Source organism: Geodermatophilus sabuli (assembly GCF_010686765.1).
Taxonomy (GTDB): Bacteria; Actinomycetota; Actinomycetes; order Mycobacteriales; family Geodermatophilaceae; genus Geodermatophilus; species Geodermatophilus sabuli_A.
On sequence record NZ_JAAGWF010000009.1, the window covers coordinates 266,446 to 282,420 of the forward strand.

A 15,975-nucleotide genomic window follows, 5' to 3' on the forward strand; every position below is an offset into this window, starting at 1 on the left:
TCGAGTATCGCTGCGGACGTACTGTGGGGTGCACGCGGGCTCGAACGAGCAGGGGGTGGACCGCCATGGCGTTCCTGGTGGTGTTGGTGGTGGCGATCGCGGTGGTCGTCCTGGTGATGCGTGCGGCCTCGGCCGCGGGCGGCCCGGGAGGTGCGGCCCGCACCCCGAGGCGGCCGCGTCCCCGGCCGCAGCGCCCGGTCCGCCCGATGGCACCGGACGACGACCCCGAGTTCCTGCGCGAGCTCGAGCGCCGCGCCAAGCGCGACGACGGCTCGCCGGCGTAGCGCAGCTCCTCCCCGGAGGGCGACCCTGGAGGGGGCCCTCCTTCAGGCGGCGCGGAAGAAGCGCCGCCACCCCCGCCGCGGCTGCGGTGCGGGCTCCCCGTGGTCCGCGCCGTCCAGCGCGCCGCGCTCGCCCGGATCGGGCATCCCCCCGGGCCAGCCCACGCGCTCACCGGTGCGGACCGGGCCCGGCCAGCCCAGGCCGCTCTCGCTCCCGTCGGCCCGCAGCTGCCCGTGCCGACCCGGCGACGTGTCCAGGGACCGCCGCGCCAGCGCCTCGGCGACCACCGGGTGCACCTCGGCGCCGTCGAGGGCCGAGTGCCTACCCACGGCGGGATCCCCGCACATGCGTCATGGACGCATGGAAACACGGGCCTGCGGGACCCGTCACCATCCTGCGCCCCCGGCGGGGGGAGATGTCACCCGGTGTGGCGAGAGGTTCCCGTGCGACGGATGGGTCAGCTGACCCCGGCGTAGCTGTGCAGTCCGGTCGACACCATGTTGACGAAGAGCAGGTTGAAGATCATCACGGCGAGGCCCACGACGTTCACCCAGGCCGCGGGCCGCCCCCGCCACCCGGCCGTCGTCCGGGCGTGCAGGTAGCCCGCGTAGACCACCCACGCGATGAAGGCCCACGTCTCCTTGGGGTCCCAGCCCCAGAAGCGGCCCCAGGCGCTCTCCGCCCAGATCGCCCCGGCGATCACCGCGAAGGTCCAGATCGGGAAACCGAAGACGGCGGTGCGGTGGGCGACCCGGTCCAGCGTCACCGCGCCGGGCAGCCGGGCGAGCACCGGGGACGCGTCCCCGCCGCGGGCGTCGACACGCAGCCGGACGAGGTACAGCACGCTCGCGATGCCGCTGACGAAGAAGACGCCGAAGCCGAGGATCGCGCTGCTGACGTGCACGGCCAGCCAGCTCGACCGGAGCGCGGCGACCAGCGGGCCGGCCTCGGCGTAGAGGAACAGCCCGATGGCGACGAGGGAGAGCACGACCGGCGCCAGCACGAACGCGCCCATGTCCCGCACCGGCGGCATGCGCACGGAGAGCACCACGAACGAGACGACCCCGACGAGGACGACCGCCGTGGCGAACTCGTACATGTTGCCCCACGGCAGCCGGTCGGCCGCCATCCCGCGGGTGACCAGCACGCCGGTGTGCACCACTGCACCGAGGGCGGTGAGGGCGACACCGACCTGACCCCAGCGGGAGCTGCGGTCAGCCGCGGGGACCGGATCGGCGACACCGGGAGCCCCGGCGCCCACGAGCTGCTGCGCCGGACGGCGCCCGAAGGCCAGCTGCGCGCAGAACGCGACGACGGCCACCGAGTAGAGCGCGACGGAGATCGAGAAGAGCGTGTCGGACAGGTCGGCCAGCGACTGGTCAACGGTCACTCGGGAGGGCCTCCGGTTCCGGTGCGGCCCCGCCGGACGGCGGAGCGGGTGGTGCGGGGGCGCGGTCGGCCAGCGCCGTCCGCAGCCGGTCGGTCAGCTCGGCGAACCGGGTGGCGCTCTCGCCGCCGCCCCGGGTCAGCGAGCCGACGGTGAGCACGGTACCGCCGCCGTCGGGGGCGGGTTCGGCGCGGGCGAAGACCCGCTGCCGGCGCAGCAGCAGCAGGGCGAGCAGGCCGAGCAGCAGGCTGATGGCCGCGCCGAGCACCCACAGCTGGCCCGGGTCGTGGGAGAACTGCAGGGCGGCGAACTGCCGGTAGCCGTCGAACGTGATCGCCGTGCCGTCGGGGAGTTCCAGCGTCTCCCCGACCGACAGGTTGGCCCGGCCGACCTCGGTCAGCCGGCCGCGCTCGATCTGGTCGGCGTCCAGCGAGTACACCGACTGCGGCAGGCCCGAGTCCAGCCCGAGGTAGCCCTGGTAGGCCAGGATCGCCACCTGCGGGGCCAGCGGCCGCGGGTCGATCGAGGTGAGGATGCCGCCCTGCAGCACGCCGGTGGGCGCGAAGAAGCCCTCGATGGCCAGCTGGTCGTCGGTGCCGGCGCCGAGGTCGGGCAGCTTGAGGGCGCCCTCGCTGGCCATCGTCGCCTGGTCGGCGGGCAGGAAGGGCGCGGAGACGTCGGTGAACGCCGTCCCGTCGGGGAGCGTGATGCTGAACCGGGGGCTGTAGCCGTGGCCGGTCACGTAGACCCGGTCGCCGTCGACGCGCAGGGGGTCGTTGACGCCGATCGTCGTGGGCCGGCCCTCCTCCCCGGGAGCGCCGTAGGAGATGTCGGCGGTGAAGGAGGCCGCGGTGAGGTCCTCCTCGTACTCGGCGCGGAAGTCCTCGAGGTCGACGCACAGCGGGGTCAGGTCGCCGCCCTCGACCAGCGGACCGGCCGAGTAGGTGTCGTACTGCTGGAACGAGTTGCAGAAGCCCTGTTCCTCGGTGACCAGGATGCTGCCCTCGTAGCCCCACAGCTTGCCGCCGGCCAGGCCGAGCAGGAGGGCCACCAGCGAGAGGTGGAAGAGCAGGTTGCCGGTCTCCTTCCACGCGCCCTTCTCCGCAGAGAGCTCGGGACCGGCGTCCCCGGAGCGGCGGACGACGCGGAAGCGGGCCACCCGGAGCTCCTCCTCGACCACGTCGAGGGCGGCCGCCTCCGCGAGCGGGGTGGGCAGCGCGGCGGAGTCGGGCAGTCGCAGCAGCCGGCGCGGGGCCGGGGGCGGCGCGGCCGTCAGCGCGCGTGCGTGTTCGACCGCCCGGGGCACGACGCAGCCGATGAGGGAGACGAACAGCAGCAGGTAGACCGCGGCGAACCACGGGGAGCTGAAGACGTCGAACAGGTAGAGCCGGTCCAGCAGCGGTGCCAGCGTCGGGTGGTCGGCGAAGTACTGCGAGACGTTGTTCTGGGACAGCGCCCGCTGCGGCAGCAGCGACCCGGGGATCGCCGCCAGCGCGAGGAGGAACAGCAGGATGATCGCCGTGCGCATGGCGGTCAGCCGGCGCCACCAGCGCAGCCACAGCCCCAGCGCACGGTGGCCGGCGGAGGGCCGGGCCGGCGGCTGCGGCGCGGCGGCCGGCCGCGGCGGGGCGACCGTGCTCACGGCTGGACTCCGAGCTCGTTCCGCTCCCCGCTCGACGCCGCGGGTCGCCTCCGCGCTCGCTCCGCTCCTCGCTCGCTGGCGCTCACAGGGCCGACTCCCCGAACCCGGTCGCGGCGAGCCAGGAGCGCAGCCAGCCCATCATCTCCGTCCACGCGCCGGTCACCAGCAGGACGCCGACGACGACCAGCACCGCCCCGCCGATCCGGGTGACGGTGCGGGCGTGCCGGCGCAGGAGCGAGGTGGCGCCGAGGGCCCAGCGGGCACCGAGGGCGACGAGGACGAACGGGACGCCGAGGCCGAGGCAGTAGGCGACCCCGAGCACCGCGCCCCGCCCGGCGGTGGCCTCGACGTAGGCCAGGGAGTTGACCGCGGCCAGCGTCGGGCCCAGGCACGGGGTCCAGCCGAGCCCGAAGACGACGCCGAGCAGGGGTGCCCCGGCCAGCCCGGTGACCGGCCGGGCCGACAGCCGCGCGGTCCGCTGCAGGACCGGCAGCCAGCCGAGGAAGGCCAGGCCCATGACGATGGTGACGACGCCGAAGACGCGGGTGAGCACGTCGGCGTGCTGGAGCAGCAGCCGGCCCAGCCCGCCGAAGGCCGCGCCGAAGGCGACGAAGACGACGGTGAAGCCCAGCACGAACAGCAGCGCGCCGAGCACCATCCGCCCGCGCGGGGACCGCTCGTCCACCGTCGTGCGGACGGCGGCGGGCGCGCCTCCGCCACCCGAGGGGGCAGGAGCCGTCGTCCGTGCGCCCGTGCCGGCCAGGCCGGTCACGTAGGAGAGGTAGCCCGGCACCAGCGGGAGGACGCACGGGGAGGCGAAGCTGACCAGCCCGACCAGCGCCGCGACGGCGGCGGCCACGAGCAGCGGGCCGTCGGTGACCAGGCCGCTGAAGGTCTCCCCCATCTCCTCAGCCCTCCTCGGCCAGCAGCATGTCGAGCACCGCGCGCAGGTCCTCCTGCGCCACCTCGCCGGTGTAGACCGCGGCCACCCGGCCCTGGCGGTCCAGCACGATGGTGGACGGGATCGCGTTGGCCGGGTAGTCCCGGAACGCCAGGGCCACCTCGCCGCGGGGGTCGTAGAGCGACGGGAACTCGATGCCCTCGCTGGCCACGAAGGCCGTCGCGAACTGCTCGCTGGTCTCCTTGACGTTCAGGCCGAGGAAGGCGACGCCCCGATCACGGACGTCGGCGTAGACCTCCTGGAACTGCGGCGTCTCCACCCGGCAGGGCGGGCACCACGAGCCCCAGAAGTTGAGGACGGCGACGTCGCCGTCCAGCTCGGCCGAGGAGAACTCCCCGCCGCCGAGCAGCGTGCCGGAGAACTGCGGCGCGCCGGCCCGCTCGCCGGGCGGGAGCACCTCACCGGCCGGCGTGCCCGCGACGAAGCGGAACTCGCCGCCGTTGTTGACGTCGACGGCGCTGGTCCCGGTGCTGCAGCCGGCGAGGACGAGGGCTCCCAGCAGGCCGGTGAGCAGCCTCCTCATGCCCCGGGCACCGCGTCGGTCGGCGTCGCGCCGGCCGGTTCGGCGTAGGCGAGCGACACGAACCGGTCGCCGTCGAAGGTGAGGGAGGTGACGCTGGCCAGGCCGCACTGCCGCCGGCGCGGGTCGTGCACGTAGCGGCGTCCCTCGACGTGCAGGCGGGTGGTCCAGATCGGCAACTGGTGGCTGACGCAGACCGCGGCGCCACCCCGGGCGGCGTCCCGCGCCGCCTCGACGGCCGCCACCATGCGGGCGGCGATCTCGACGTAGGGCTCGCCCCACGAGGGCCGGAGCGGGTTGCGGAGCTTCCACCAGTGCCGGGGGGCACGCAGGGTGCCGTCGCCGACGCCGACCCGCAGGCCCTCGAAGGCGTTGGCCGCCTCGATCAGCCGGTCGTCGACGTGCGTCTCCAGGCCCAGGGTCTCGGCGATCGGCGCCGCGGTCTGCCGGGCCCGCTCCAGGGGGCTGGACACCAGGTGGGTGATGCCCCTGCCCGCCATCCACTCGGCGGCCGCCCGCGCCATGGCCTCGCCGGTCTCCGACAGCCGGTACCCGGGCAGCCGTCCGTAGAGGATCTTGTCCGGGTTGTGCACCTCGCCGTGGCGCAGCAGGTGGACGACGGTGCGCTCGGCCATCAGGTGCTCACCTCGGCCGGGTCCTCCGCGGCCGGGGCGGTCGCCGGGTCGGCCGCGGCGGCCGCGCGGGCGGCCGCGGGCAGCGCGTCGAGGACCCGGGAGACCGCCTCCTCGTCGAGGGCGGCGCTGACGAACCAGGCCTCGAACGCCGACGGCGGCAGGTAGACCCCGCGGGCGAGCATCGCGTGGAAGAAGGCCGTGTACCGGGCGGCGTCCTGGGAGCGGGCGTCGTCGTAGTCCCGCACCCGGCGGTCGTCGGGCACGAAGAAGATCGAGAACATCGAGCCGGCCTGCTGCACCCGGTGCGGCACACCCGCGGCGAACAGTGCGGCGCTGGCCGCCCCGCGCAGGGTGGCCGCGACCTCGTCGCACCGCGCGTAGACGTCGTCGGTGCAGTGCCGGAGCGTGGTGAGACCCGCCGCGACGGCGACCGGGTTACCCGACAGCGTGCCGGCCTGGTAGACCGGGCCGGCCGGGGCGAGGTGGTCCATGAGGTCCGCGCGGCCACCGAACGCCGCCGCGGGCATCCCACCGCCCATGACCTTGCCGAAGGTGAACAGGTCGGCGTCCACCGGGTCCAGGCCGTACCAGCCGGAGCGCGAGACGCGGAAGCCCGTCATCACCTCGTCCATGACCAGCAGCGCGCCGTGCTCGGCGGTGACCCGCCGCAGCGCCTGGTTGAACCCGTCCAGCGGCGGGACGACGCCCATGTTGCCCACCGCGGCCTCGGTGATGACGGCGGCGATCTGGCTGCCCCGCTCGGCGAAGACCGCCTCGAGCGCCGCGACGTCGTTGTAGGGCAGGACGACGGTGTCGGCGGCCGCGCCGGTGGTGACGCCGGGGGTGTCCGGCAGGCCGAGGGTGGCGACGCCGGAGCCGGCCGAGGCGAGGAGGGAGTCCACGTGGCCGTGGTAGCAGCCGGCGAACTTCACCAGCAGCGGGCGGCCGGTGACGCCGCGGGCCAGCCGGACCGCCGACAGCACCGCCTCGGTGCCGGAGTTGACCAGCCGCACCCGCTGCACCGGGGGCATGCGGGCGATGATCTCCTCGGCCAGCTCCAGCTCCCCCTCGGTGGGCGCGCCGAAGGTCAGCCCGCGGCGGGCGGCGGCGGTGACCGCCTCGACGACGGCGGGGTGCGCGTGACCCAGGATCAGCGGCCCCCAGGACGCGACCAGGTCCACGTAGCGGCGTCCGTCCGCGTCGGTGAGCCAGGCGCCCTGTCCCGAGACCATGAACCGCGGGGTGCCGCCGACGGCGCGGAAGGCGCGCACGGGGCTGTTCACGCCACCGGGGGTGACCCGTTGCCCGCGGGCGTACAGGTCGGCCGACGCGGGGGCCTCGTAGGGATACGGCGTGCTGTCCAGCGAGGTCACGAGCCCAGTGTCCCCTTCGTCCGTGGAGCGCCGTCCGGGGTGTCCGGGGCGGCGGCGAGCAGTGCGGCGGCCAGCGCGGCCGGGTCTCGGGTGGGCGCCAGCACGGTCCGGCCGTCGGCCAGCCGCAGCGGCAGGCCGGCCCGGCCGCGCGGCACCGACCAGCCGCCGCCCAGCACCGGGGCCCCGGCGTCCACCCCCGCCGTCCCCTCGCCGACGGCGCGCAGGTGGGCGGTGTCGACGTCGGCCAGCAGCACCCGCTCCCGCCCGACGGCCAGGGCCGGGTCGGCGCCCTCGCGGTCGACGCGGACGGTCCAGGCCCGGCGCGCCGAGAGCACGCCGCCGGCCGCCACGCCGAGGACGGCGACCGCCACCAGCGCCCAGACCGGTGCCGGGAGGTCCGGCCCGGGCAGCAGCGCGGCGAGCACGACGACCAGCCCCAGCGCCCCGGCGACCAGCCAGAACGGGCGCCAGGAGCCCCCCGGCTCGACGTAGGGGCCCACGGTCAGGAGCGGGAGACCAGGCGCGCCGCCTCGACCGCCCAGTAGGTGAGGACCGTTCCGGCACCCGCCCGGCGGATCGCCGTGAGCGTCTCGAGGATGGCCCGCTCGCGATCGACCCAGCCGTTGGCGGCGGCCGCCTCGACCATCGCGTACTCGCCGCTGACCTGGTAGGCGCTGACCGGGACGTCGACGGCGTCGGCGACCCGGGCGACGATGTCCAGGTAGGGCAGCGCGGGCTTGACCATGACCGCGTCGGCGCCCTCGGCCAGGTCCTGCGCCACCTCGCGCAGCGCCTCGTCGGCGTTCGGCGGGTCCATCTGGTAGGTCGAGCGGTCGCCGAACTGCGGCGCCCCCTCGGCGGCCTCCCGGAACGGGCCGTAGAACCCCGAGGCGTACTTCGCGGCGTAGGCGAGGATCGGCACCTCGGTGTACGCGGCGGCGTCCAGGCCGGCACGGATGGCGGCGACCTGCCCGTCCATCATCCCGCTGGGCGCCACCAGGTGCGCCCCGGCCTGGGCCTGGGCGACGGCCACCGCGGCGTAGCGGTCCAGCGTGGGGTCGTTGTCGACCACGCCGGCCGGCGTGACGACCCCGCAGTGGCCGTGGTCGGTGTACTCGCACAGGCACAGGTCGGCCAGGAGGACCAGCTCGTCGCCGAGGTCGGCACGCAGCTGCTGCAACGCGACGTTGACGATGCCGTCGGCGGCGTCGGCCTGGGACCCGACCGGGTCCTTGTCCGCGGGGATGCCGAAGAGCATCAGCCCGGAGATGCCGGCCTCGGCCGCCTCGTGCGCGGCCTTCCGCAGCGAGTCCAGCGTGTGCTGGACGACGCCGGGCATGGAGTTGATCGGCACCGGCTCGGCGATGTCCTGCTTGACGAAGACCGGCAGCACGAGGTCGGCGGGGGCCAGCCGGGTCTGCGCGGTCATCCGCCGCAGCGCGGGCGTCGACCGCAGCCGCCGACCGCGCGCGAACCCGGCAGTCACTTCGTGTCCCCGTCCTCCGCCTTGAGCGACTCGGCGTAGTCGGCGAGGGCGTCGACCAGCGGCCCGACGGCGGCGGTCTCCGGCTGCACGTCGACCCGCAGGCCGAACTCCGTGGCGCTCTCGGCGGTGGCCGGGCCGATGACCGCGACGACCGTCTTCGCGTGCGGCTTGCCGGCGATGCCGACCAGGTTGCGCACGGTGCTCGACGACGTGAAGCAGACGGCGTCGAAGCCGCCGCCCTTGATCGCCTCGCGGACCGCGGCAGCCGGCGGGGCGGCCCGGACGGTCCGGTAGGCGGTGACGTCGTCGATCTCCCAGCCGCGCTCCTTGAGGCCGGCCGCCAGCGTCTCGGTGGCGATGTCGGCACGGGGCAGCAGCACCCGGTCGATCGGGTCGAACACGTCGTCGTAGGGCGGGAAGTCGGCCAGCAGGCCCTGGCTGGACTGCTCACCCGAGGGCACCAGCTCCGGCTGGATCCCGAACGCGCGCACCGCGTCGGCGGTCTGCTCGCCGACGCAGGCCACCTTCACGCCGGCGAAGGCGCGGGCGTCCAGGCCGAGCTCGGTGAACTTCTCCCGCACGGCCTTGACCGCGTTCACCGAGGTGAACACGATCCAGCCGTAGCGGCCGGTGACCAGGCCCTTGACGGCGCGGTCCATCTGCGCCGGGCTGCGCGGGGGCTCGACCGCGATCGTCGGCACCTCGACCGGCACGGCGCCGTACGCGCGCAGCCGGTCGCTCATCTCGCCGGCCTGGTCCTTGGTGCGCGGCACCAGGACCCGCCAGCCGAACAGCGGCCGGCTCTCCCACCAGGAGAGCTTGGCCCGCTTGTCGACCGCCGTGCCCACGGTCGCCACGACGCGGCCGGTGACGGCGTCGAGCCCGGCGGTCTTCTCCGCGACGGCGGCCAGCTTCGCGGTGACGCTCTTCTGACCGGTGCCCGAGCCGCTGGTGGTGACCACGATCGGGGTGGACCCGGAGAGGCCGCCCTCGACCAGCCGCGCGGCGGCGTCGGGGAGGTCCTCGGCGTTGCCCTGCAGCACCAGCGGCGCGCCCAGGCCGGTCGCCGCCGCGGCCAGTGCGGCCAGGTCGGCCTCACCGCCGCGCAGGTCGGCCGACAGCGACGTGCCGCCCAGCGCGACCCCGGCGAAGGCCGGCACCGCCGTGGACGGCGCGACACCGGGGACCACGTCGAAGCCGACCGAGGTCCGGCCGACGGCGAGCACCTCCTTGACCACGCCGTCGGAGGTGAACGGGTCACCGGCGACCAGCCGGACGACGGTGGCGCCACCCTTGGCCGCGGCGACGGCGGCCTTGGCGATCTCGGCCGGCTCGCCGGTGGCGGGCGTCAGCTCCAGGTCCGGCCGGTCGGCGCGGACGGCGTCGGCGAGCGCCGGCGGCACGTCCGGGTCGACGAGGACGACCTCGGCCCCGGCGAGCGCTGCCGTCGCGCGGGCGGTCAGCATCCCGGGGTCGCCCGGGCCGGCGCCGACGAAGACGACCTTGCCGGCCGACCCGCCGTTCTGCTTGCGGAAGCGCGTCATCGCGTGCTCCTCTTCCTGGCCCCGGAGGGCCTGTGTGCGGGGGTTCGGGAGGCCGGGGACTGCTGCCCGGCCCGGGGGGAGGAGCTCATCTGCGGGCGACCGCCATGAGGTCGGCGGCGCCGCGGTCGAGCAGGTCGGCGGCGAGCTCACGGCCCAGCCGCAGCGCGTCGGCCGGCGGCCCGGTCAGCGACCCGCGGACGCCGTCGCTGCCGTCGAGCGCGGTGACCGAGCCGCGGAGGAACAGCTCGGGGCCCTCCTCGCCCTCGGCCAGCTCGGCGTAGGCGGCGACCGGCGCACTGCAGCCGGCCTCGAGGGTGGCCAGCGTGGTCCGCTCGGCCAGCACGCACGCCCGGGTGGCGGCGTCGTCGAGCTCCCCCAGGAGCGCCAGGGTGCCGGCGTCGTCGGCCCGGCACTCCACGGCCAGGGCGCCCTGCGCCGGCGCGGGCAGCACCTGCAGCGGGTCGAGGGTCTCGGTGACGGCGTCCAGCCGGCCCAGCCGGGCCAGCCCGGCGCGGGCGAGCACGACGGCGTCCAGGTCACCCGGCACGACCCTGGCCATGCGCGTGTCGACGTTGCCCCGGATGGGCACGACCTCCAGGCCGAGCCCCAGGGCGCGCAGCTGGGCGACCCGGCGCGGCGCACCGGTGCCGACGGTGGCCCCGGCCGGCAGCTCGCCGAGCGTCAGCCCGTCGCGGGCGACGAGCGCGTCCCGCGGGTCCTCCCGGGGTGGGACGGCCGCGATCGTCAGGCCCGGCTCGGGCAGCGTGGGCAGGTCCTTGTAGCTGTGCACGGCGACGTCGACGACGCCGTCGAGGAGGGCGCGGCGGATGGCCGCGACGAAGACGCCGGTGCCGCCGAGCTGGGCGATGGCCGCGGACGACCGGTCCCCCTCGGTGCTGATGTGCACCAGCTCGACCGGCACCCCGCTGGCCGCGGTGATCGCGTCGGCGACCGACTGCGACTGGGTGTGCGCCAGCCGGCTGGCCCGGGTGCCCAGCCGCAGCGTCGAGGTCGTGGTCGTCACGCGCCACCACCGGCGCCCAGGTCGTCGGGGTCGACGGCGACCGCCTCGGCGAGGTTCGACCGGTCCGGGGCCACCTCGGCGTCGATGCCGAGGCCGAACAGCGCACGCAGGGCGTCCGCGTAGTCCACCCCGCCCGGGGCGCTGGCCAGCTCCTTCACCCGCACCGTCGGCTCGTGCAGCAGCTTGTCCACGACCCGGCGCACCGTGCGGGCGACCTCGTCCCGGGCCCGGGTGTCGAGGTCGGGCAGCCGGGCGGACAGCCGCAGCAGCTCGGCGTCGACGACGTCGGCGGCCTGGCTGCGCAGCGCGGAGACCGTCGGCGCCACGGCGGCCGCCTGCCGCTCCGCGCGCAGGAGGGCGGTCTCTGCCTCGATCAGGGCGTGCGCGGCGGCGACGTCGTCGGCGGCCACCGGGCTGGCCGAGGGGTGCCCGCCGAGGCTCCGCTCCGGCGACAAGAGGGCGTCCGCCGGGTCGCCGTGCAGCAGGGCCCCGGCGCCGCCGCCCTGCGCGAGGGCGCCGACCCGTTCGCCCTGCAGGAGGGCGAGGTCGACCACGTGCACGCCGGGCAGCCCGGCGACGCCCGGGTCGACGTCCCGGGGCAGGGCGAGGTCGATGACCACCAGCGGGCGGTGTGCCCGGTCGGCCATGGCGTGGGCGACCACCTCGGTGCCCACGACGAGGCCGCGGGCCCCGGTGCAGGTCACCAGCACGTCGGCGGCGGCGAGCTCCGCGGGCAGGTCGGCCAGCTCGGCGGCGCGGCCCTCGACGGACGTGGCCACGCGCTGCGCGTGCGCGGGGGTGCGGCTGATGACGGTGACCGCGGCGCCGCGCCGGGCCAGGGTCGTGGCGGCCAGCGCGCCCATGGAGCCGGCACCGACGACCAGCACCGGGCGTCCGTCGAGGGAGCCGATGCGGTCCTCGGCGCGCTCCAGCGACACCGACACCAGCGAGGCGCCGGCCCGGTCGATGCCGGTCTCCGAGTGCACCCGCTTGCCGACCCGCAGCGCCCGCTGGGCGACCGGGTGCAGGGCGCGGCCGACGGCGCCCTCCTCCCGGGCCAGGGCGTAGGCGGCGCGCAGCTGGCCGAGCACCTGGGTCTCGCCGACGACCATGGAGTCCAGCCCGGCGGCCACGGTGAACAGGTGGGTGACCGCCTGGTCCTCGTAGTGCACGGTCACGTACGGGGAGAGCTCCTCCACCGTGGCGCCCGCCTGCCGGGCGAGCACCCGGCTCACCTCGGTGACGCCGCCGTGGAAGCGGTCGACCTCGGCGAAGACCTCGACCCGGTTGCAGGTGGCCAGCACGATGGCCTCGCTGACGTGCTCGGTGCCGACGAGCTCGTGCAGCGCCTTGACGGTCTCGTCGGCACCCATCGCGAACTGCTCGAGCAGCGCGACCGGCGCGGTCTGGTGGCTGACACCCACGGCCAGGAGGCTCACGCGAGCACCTCCAGGGACCCGGCCGCGTCGGAACGCTGCTGACCGAGGAAGGCGAGCACCTGCAGCTCGACGGAGAGGTCGACCTGGCGGACGTCGACCTCGGGGGGTGCGGCGAGTGCCACCGGCGCGAAGTTCAAGATGCTCCTCACCCCGGCCGTGGTGAGCCGGTCGCAGACCGGCTGCGCCACCTCGGCCGGTGTCGCGATGACCCCGATCGTGGCTGCCGTCGCGGCGACCACCTCGTCCAGCTCCGCCATGGGACGGACCGGCTGGCCGCCGATCCGCTGGCCCACGCGGGCGGGCGCGGCGTCGAACAGCCCGACGAAGCGGAACCCGCGGCTGCCGAAGCCCGCGTAGTCGGCCAGGGCCGTGCCCAGGTTGCCGATCCCCACCAGGACACAGGCGCGGGACTGCTCGACGCCGAGCACGCGGGCGATGCGGTCGCGCAGGGTGGCCACGTCGTAGCCGACGCCCCGCACGCCGCACGGGCCCAGGTGCGAGAGGTCCTTGCGCAGGCCGGCCGGGTTGACGCCGGCCGCGGAGGCCAGCTCACCGGAGGACACGGTGCTGCGACCACCCCCGGCGAGGCCGGTGAGCACCCGCAGGTACACGGCCAGGCGGGCGACGGTGGCCTCGGGGATCCGGGGCCGGGACTGCGTCACGGGGGCAACTCCACAGCGGCCGCAGCCGCTCGTCCGGCGGGTGCCGGATGCGGGCCTACGACATCGGGGACGCCGGGCGGGACACCGTCCGGCGTGCGCCACGGTAACCGCTTGTGAACGCAGGAACAAAGTCGCGGAGGACCGGATCGGCCTCAGTCCGGGACATACGGCACCGACTGTGGTGGAGACCATAGCAAGGCCCCTCCCGCCCCCCGCGACTCGGCTGCCCCCCGGCGGGCCACCGCGAGGGGCCGATCAGGCCAGGCCGAGGTCCCGGCGCAGCCGCGGCACGTCCACCGTGAAGTAGGAGTGCTCGGTCCCGTCGAGGAGCACGACCGGCACCCGGTCGCCGTACTCGGCCTGCAGCGCCGGATCGGCGTCGACGTCGACCGCGCTGACGCCGACCCGCGCCTCGGCGGCGATCTGCTCCAGCGTGGTGGCCGCCGTCGCGCAGAGATGGCAGCCGGCGCGGGTCATCAGCTGCAGCCGGACCGCGGGCTCAGTCATCGCCGCCACCTCCCGCTGCCGGCTCGGTGCCGCCGTCCTCCTCCGACCGGGTGAGCCCCAGCTCACGCAGCCGCGCCCGGCTGACCTTGCCGGTGAGCGAGTGCGGCAGCGCGCTCATCACCTGCACCGACGTGGGCACCTTGTACCGCGCCAGGGCTCTGGCCGCGTGCTCCCGCAGCTGCTCGAAGGTCAGTTCCGCGCCCGGTCGCAGCGCGACCACCGCCCGGACCGCGGCGCCGGTGCGCGCGTCGGGCACCCCGATGACGGCGCTCTCGGCGACGGCGGGGTGCGCGTCGAGCACCCGCTCGACCTCGGCCGGGTACACGTTGAAGCCGCTGACCAGGATGAGGTCGCTGCGCCGGTCGACCAGGTGCAGGTCGCCGTCCTCGTCGGCGTACGCGAGGTCGCCGGTCGCCAGCCAGCCCCCGGCGTCAGGGCCGTCGGTGCCGTCGGGCCAGTAGCCGGCGAACAGGTTGGCGCCGCGCACCCAGATCTCACCGGGACCGTCCTCGGCCAGCCGACCGGAGGAGTCGCCGTCGGCCGGCTCGTGCAGGGCGGTGTCGCGCAGCTCGACCTCCACCCCGGGGAGCGGTCCACCGATGCAGGCGGGTTTGGCCCGGCCCGTCGCCAGCGTGCTGGCGACCACCGGGCAGGCCTCGGTGAGCCCGTAGCCCTCCCAGACGGTGACCGCCGCGCGGTCCCGCATGGCGGTCCACACCGCCGCGGGCAGCGGCGCGGCGCCGGAGGAGGCCATCCGGACGGCGGCGAACGCGCGACGCAGGTCGGCGTCGGAGCCCGCGGCGTCGGCGGCGGCCAGCCAGGCCTGGTACATCGGCGGTGCCCCCGGGACGGCGGTCACCTGCTCGCGCGCCATGAGCGCCAGTGACTCAGCCGGGTCGAAGGTCTCCAGCAGCACGGCGCAGGCGCCGGTGGCCGCGACCAGCCCGAAGCCGGCGTTGAGCCCGTAGACGTGGAACAGCGGCAGCACCAGCAGCACCCGGTCGTCGGACCGCACCGGCGGCGGCTCCAGCGCCAGGCACTGCTCCTGGTTGGCACGCAGGGCCGCCGCCGGGAGCATCGCTCCCCGCGGCCGGCCGGTCGTGCCGCTGGTGTACGCGAGGAAGGCCAGCGCGCCGGGCGTCTCGCCGAGGTCGGGGGCCGCCCGGTCGCCGGACGGCGGGCCGGCCGTCACCGGGACCCCGGCCACCTCCGGCCGCGCGCCGGCGGCGACGAGCAGCGCCGCGCCGGAGTCCGCCAGCACGAACTCCAGCTCCGGGTCGGTGTAGGCGGTGTTCACCGGCACCACCACCAGCCCCGCGCGCAGCGCGCCGAGCGTGGCCCGGAGCCAGTCGACCCCGTTGGGCAGCTGCACGGCCACCCGCTCCCCCGGCGTCAGGCCCCGTGCGGCGTAGCCCGCGGCCGCCCGGTCCACCTCGGCGTCGAGCTGGGCCCAGCTCAGCCGCTGGTCCCCGGCCACCACGGCCGGTGCGTCGGGGCGGTCACGTGCCGCCGCGCGGACGAGCGTGGACAGCGACGAGCCGGCCTCTGACACGGACCTCTCCTCCGGTGGCGCGCTCCGACCGCCGCCCGGGACGGGCCTCCACACGCCGAGGACGCGGGTGGCGTGGACGGGCTGCAGCGATGTTGTCACCATGGGCGCAGCCCCGCAGCACCGCGCGCCGCGCCCGACCCGGGCCGGCGCGCCCGGACCGGCCGGACGCGGCCAGCGGGCCCACGAGGAGGTCGGACGCCCGCATGCCGCAGTCGCGCCCGGTGGACGAGCGCCTGCCCGGCGCCCTCCCGGCGGGATCCCCCGAGCGCTCGCGTCCGGAGCCCCGGCCGCGACCGCAACCCTCCCGCCGCGCCACACCCCCGGAGGCCGCTGCCCCGCCGGAGGACGCCGTCCCGCCGGCCCCGGACGTGTGGGAGCTGGTCCGCCGGGCGCAGGAGGGGGACGCCGAGGCGTTCGGCCGGATCTACGACCACTACGTGACGATGGTCCACCGCTACGCCCGCCACCGGGTCGGCGACCGGGCCCTGGCGGAGGACGTCACCAGCGAGACCTTCGTGCGGGCGCTGCGGCGGATCGACTCGCTGTCGTTCCAGGGCCGCGACGTCGGCGCCTGGCTGGTCACCATCGCCCGGAACATCATCATCGACCAGGGCAAGAGCAGCCGGTACCGGTTGGAGGTCAGCACGGCCGACATGCGCGACGCCGACCAGGCCACCGAGGGCCCGGAGGACGCCGTCGTCACCCGGCTGGCCAACGAGGAGCTGCTCTCCTGCATCCGGCAGCTCGGCGGTGAGCAGCAGGAGTGCGTGTCCCTCCGCTTCCTGCAGGATCTGTCGGTCGCCGAGACCGCCGAGGTCATGGGCAAGACGGAGGGAGCGGTGAAGGCACTGCAGCACCGCGCCGTCCGCCGGCTGGCCGACCTGCTGCCGGAGGGGCTGCGGTGACCGCCGACCGGCCCGCCGTATCGGATGCCCCCGCCGGCTCGTTGCCCCGGCGAGAA

At 76.0% G+C, this 15,975-nt stretch carries 17 protein-coding genes; 2 read left to right on the plus strand and 15 right to left on the minus strand.

The window, feature by feature from the left end:
• The first annotated feature begins 65 nt into the window (after nucleotides 1-65).
• Complete coding sequence (locus GCU56_RS10020; protein ID WP_163481565.1) at nucleotides 66-284, plus strand: hypothetical protein; 219 nt, start codon at nucleotides 66-68, stop codon at nucleotides 282-284.
• Nucleotides 285-326: 42 nt separating this feature from the next.
• Here GCU56_RS10020 and GCU56_RS10025 read toward each other — a convergent pair whose 3' ends face one another.
• From GCU56_RS10025 to GCU56_RS10095, 15 genes are all read right to left on the minus strand, one after another.
• A complete protein-coding gene (locus GCU56_RS10025; RefSeq protein ID WP_163481566.1) occupies nucleotides 327-611 on the minus strand; it encodes a hypothetical protein in 285 nt (94 codons plus the stop codon).
• Between the two features lie 128 nt (nucleotides 612-739).
• Nucleotides 740-1,672: a c-type cytochrome biogenesis protein CcsB gene (gene ccsB, locus GCU56_RS10030; RefSeq protein WP_163481567.1), complete on the minus strand. Its 933-nt coding sequence runs from the start codon at nucleotides 1,670-1,672 to the stop codon at nucleotides 740-742.
• Complete coding sequence (gene resB / locus GCU56_RS10035; RefSeq protein ID WP_163481568.1) at nucleotides 1,662-3,311, minus strand: cytochrome c biogenesis protein ResB; 1,650 nt, start codon at nucleotides 3,309-3,311, stop codon at nucleotides 1,662-1,664. Before resB ends, ccsB begins: the two co-directional genes overlap by 11 nt.
• A gap of 82 nt (nucleotides 3,312-3,393) precedes the next feature.
• Nucleotides 3,394-4,215, minus strand: coding sequence for a cytochrome c biogenesis CcdA family protein (locus GCU56_RS10040; RefSeq protein WP_163481569.1), 822 nt, complete (start codon nucleotides 4,213-4,215; stop codon nucleotides 3,394-3,396).
• Nucleotides 4,216-4,219: 4 nt separating this feature from the next.
• Entirely contained in the window at nucleotides 4,220-4,795 is a 576-nt protein-coding gene (locus tag GCU56_RS10045) for a TlpA family protein disulfide reductase (protein ID WP_163481570.1), read from the minus strand.
• The gene (locus tag GCU56_RS10050; protein WP_163481571.1) at nucleotides 4,792-5,427 is read right to left on the minus strand and encodes a histidine phosphatase family protein; all 636 of its coding nucleotides are present in this window, start codon (nucleotides 5,425-5,427) and stop codon (nucleotides 4,792-4,794) included. Before GCU56_RS10050 ends, GCU56_RS10045 begins: the two co-directional genes overlap by 4 nt.
• Complete coding sequence (hemL, locus tag GCU56_RS10055; protein WP_163481572.1) at nucleotides 5,427-6,800, minus strand: glutamate-1-semialdehyde 2,1-aminomutase; 1,374 nt, start codon at nucleotides 6,798-6,800, stop codon at nucleotides 5,427-5,429. The genes GCU56_RS10050 and hemL overlap by 1 nt, the downstream gene beginning before the upstream one ends.
• A complete protein-coding gene (locus GCU56_RS10060; protein WP_163481573.1) occupies nucleotides 6,797-7,300 on the minus strand; it encodes a hypothetical protein in 504 nt (167 codons plus the stop codon). Before GCU56_RS10060 ends, hemL begins: the two co-directional genes overlap by 4 nt.
• Before the next feature lie 2 nt (nucleotides 7,301-7,302).
• Entirely contained in the window at nucleotides 7,303-8,286 is a 984-nt protein-coding gene (hemB, locus tag GCU56_RS10065; protein WP_163481574.1) for a porphobilinogen synthase, read from the minus strand.
• The gene (locus tag GCU56_RS10070) at nucleotides 8,283-9,830 is read right to left on the minus strand and encodes a uroporphyrinogen-III synthase (RefSeq protein WP_163481575.1); all 1,548 of its coding nucleotides are present in this window, start codon (nucleotides 9,828-9,830) and stop codon (nucleotides 8,283-8,285) included. The genes hemB and GCU56_RS10070 overlap by 4 nt, the downstream gene beginning before the upstream one ends.
• Nucleotides 9,831-9,915: 85 nt before the next feature.
• Complete coding sequence (gene hemC / locus GCU56_RS10075) at nucleotides 9,916-10,854, minus strand: hydroxymethylbilane synthase (protein ID WP_163481576.1); 939 nt, start codon at nucleotides 10,852-10,854, stop codon at nucleotides 9,916-9,918.
• Nucleotides 10,851-12,293, minus strand: coding sequence for a glutamyl-tRNA reductase (hemA, locus tag GCU56_RS10080; protein ID WP_163481577.1), 1,443 nt, complete (start codon nucleotides 12,291-12,293; stop codon nucleotides 10,851-10,853). Before hemA ends, hemC begins: the two co-directional genes overlap by 4 nt.
• Nucleotides 12,290-12,955 carry a redox-sensing transcriptional repressor Rex gene (locus tag GCU56_RS10085; protein WP_163481578.1) on the minus strand — a complete coding sequence of 222 codons (666 nt, stop codon included), beginning with the start codon at nucleotides 12,953-12,955 and terminating at the stop codon, nucleotides 12,290-12,292. Before GCU56_RS10085 ends, hemA begins: the two co-directional genes overlap by 4 nt.
• A gap of 255 nt (nucleotides 12,956-13,210) precedes the next feature.
• Nucleotides 13,211-13,462 (minus strand): glutaredoxin family protein, encoded by a 252-nt coding sequence (locus GCU56_RS10090; RefSeq protein ID WP_163481579.1) that lies wholly within the window; start codon nucleotides 13,460-13,462, stop codon nucleotides 13,211-13,213.
• Entirely contained in the window at nucleotides 13,455-15,014 is a 1,560-nt protein-coding gene (locus GCU56_RS10095) for an AMP-binding protein (protein WP_163481580.1), read from the minus strand. Before GCU56_RS10095 ends, GCU56_RS10090 begins: the two co-directional genes overlap by 8 nt.
• 203 nt (nucleotides 15,015-15,217) lie before the next feature.
• On the opposite strand from GCU56_RS10095, the gene GCU56_RS10100 reads away from it, so the two are divergent.
• On the plus strand, nucleotides 15,218-15,919 hold the full coding sequence (locus GCU56_RS10100; protein ID WP_163481581.1) for a sigma-70 family RNA polymerase sigma factor: 702 nt from the start codon (nucleotides 15,218-15,220) through the stop codon (nucleotides 15,917-15,919).
• Nucleotides 15,920-15,975: the final 56 nt, after the last annotated feature.

Bases quoted from the DNA above. Each gene is read 5' to 3' on its own strand.
- GCU56_RS10050 (WP_163481571.1), bottom strand. From the start codon at position 5,427: ATGGCCGAGCGCACCGTCGTCCACCTGCTGCGCCACGGCGAGGTGCAC.
- GCU56_RS10090 (WP_163481579.1), bottom strand. From the start codon at position 13,462: ATGACTGAGCCCGCGGTCCGGCTGCAGCTGATGACCCGCGCCGGCTGC.
- GCU56_RS10070 (WP_163481575.1), bottom strand. From the start codon at position 9,830: ATGACGCGCTTCCGCAAGCAGAACGGCGGGTCGGCCGGCAAGGTCGTC.
- GCU56_RS10020 (WP_163481565.1), top strand. From the start codon at position 66: ATGGCGTTCCTGGTGGTGTTGGTGGTGGCGATCGCGGTGGTCGTCCTG.
- GCU56_RS10045 (WP_163481570.1), bottom strand. From the start codon at position 4,795: ATGAGGAGGCTGCTCACCGGCCTGCTGGGAGCCCTCGTCCTCGCCGGC.
- GCU56_RS10100 (WP_163481581.1), top strand. From the start codon at position 15,218: ATGCCGCAGTCGCGCCCGGTGGACGAGCGCCTGCCCGGCGCCCTCCCG.
- GCU56_RS10040 (WP_163481569.1), bottom strand. From the start codon at position 4,215: ATGGGGGAGACCTTCAGCGGCCTGGTCACCGACGGCCCGCTGCTCGTG.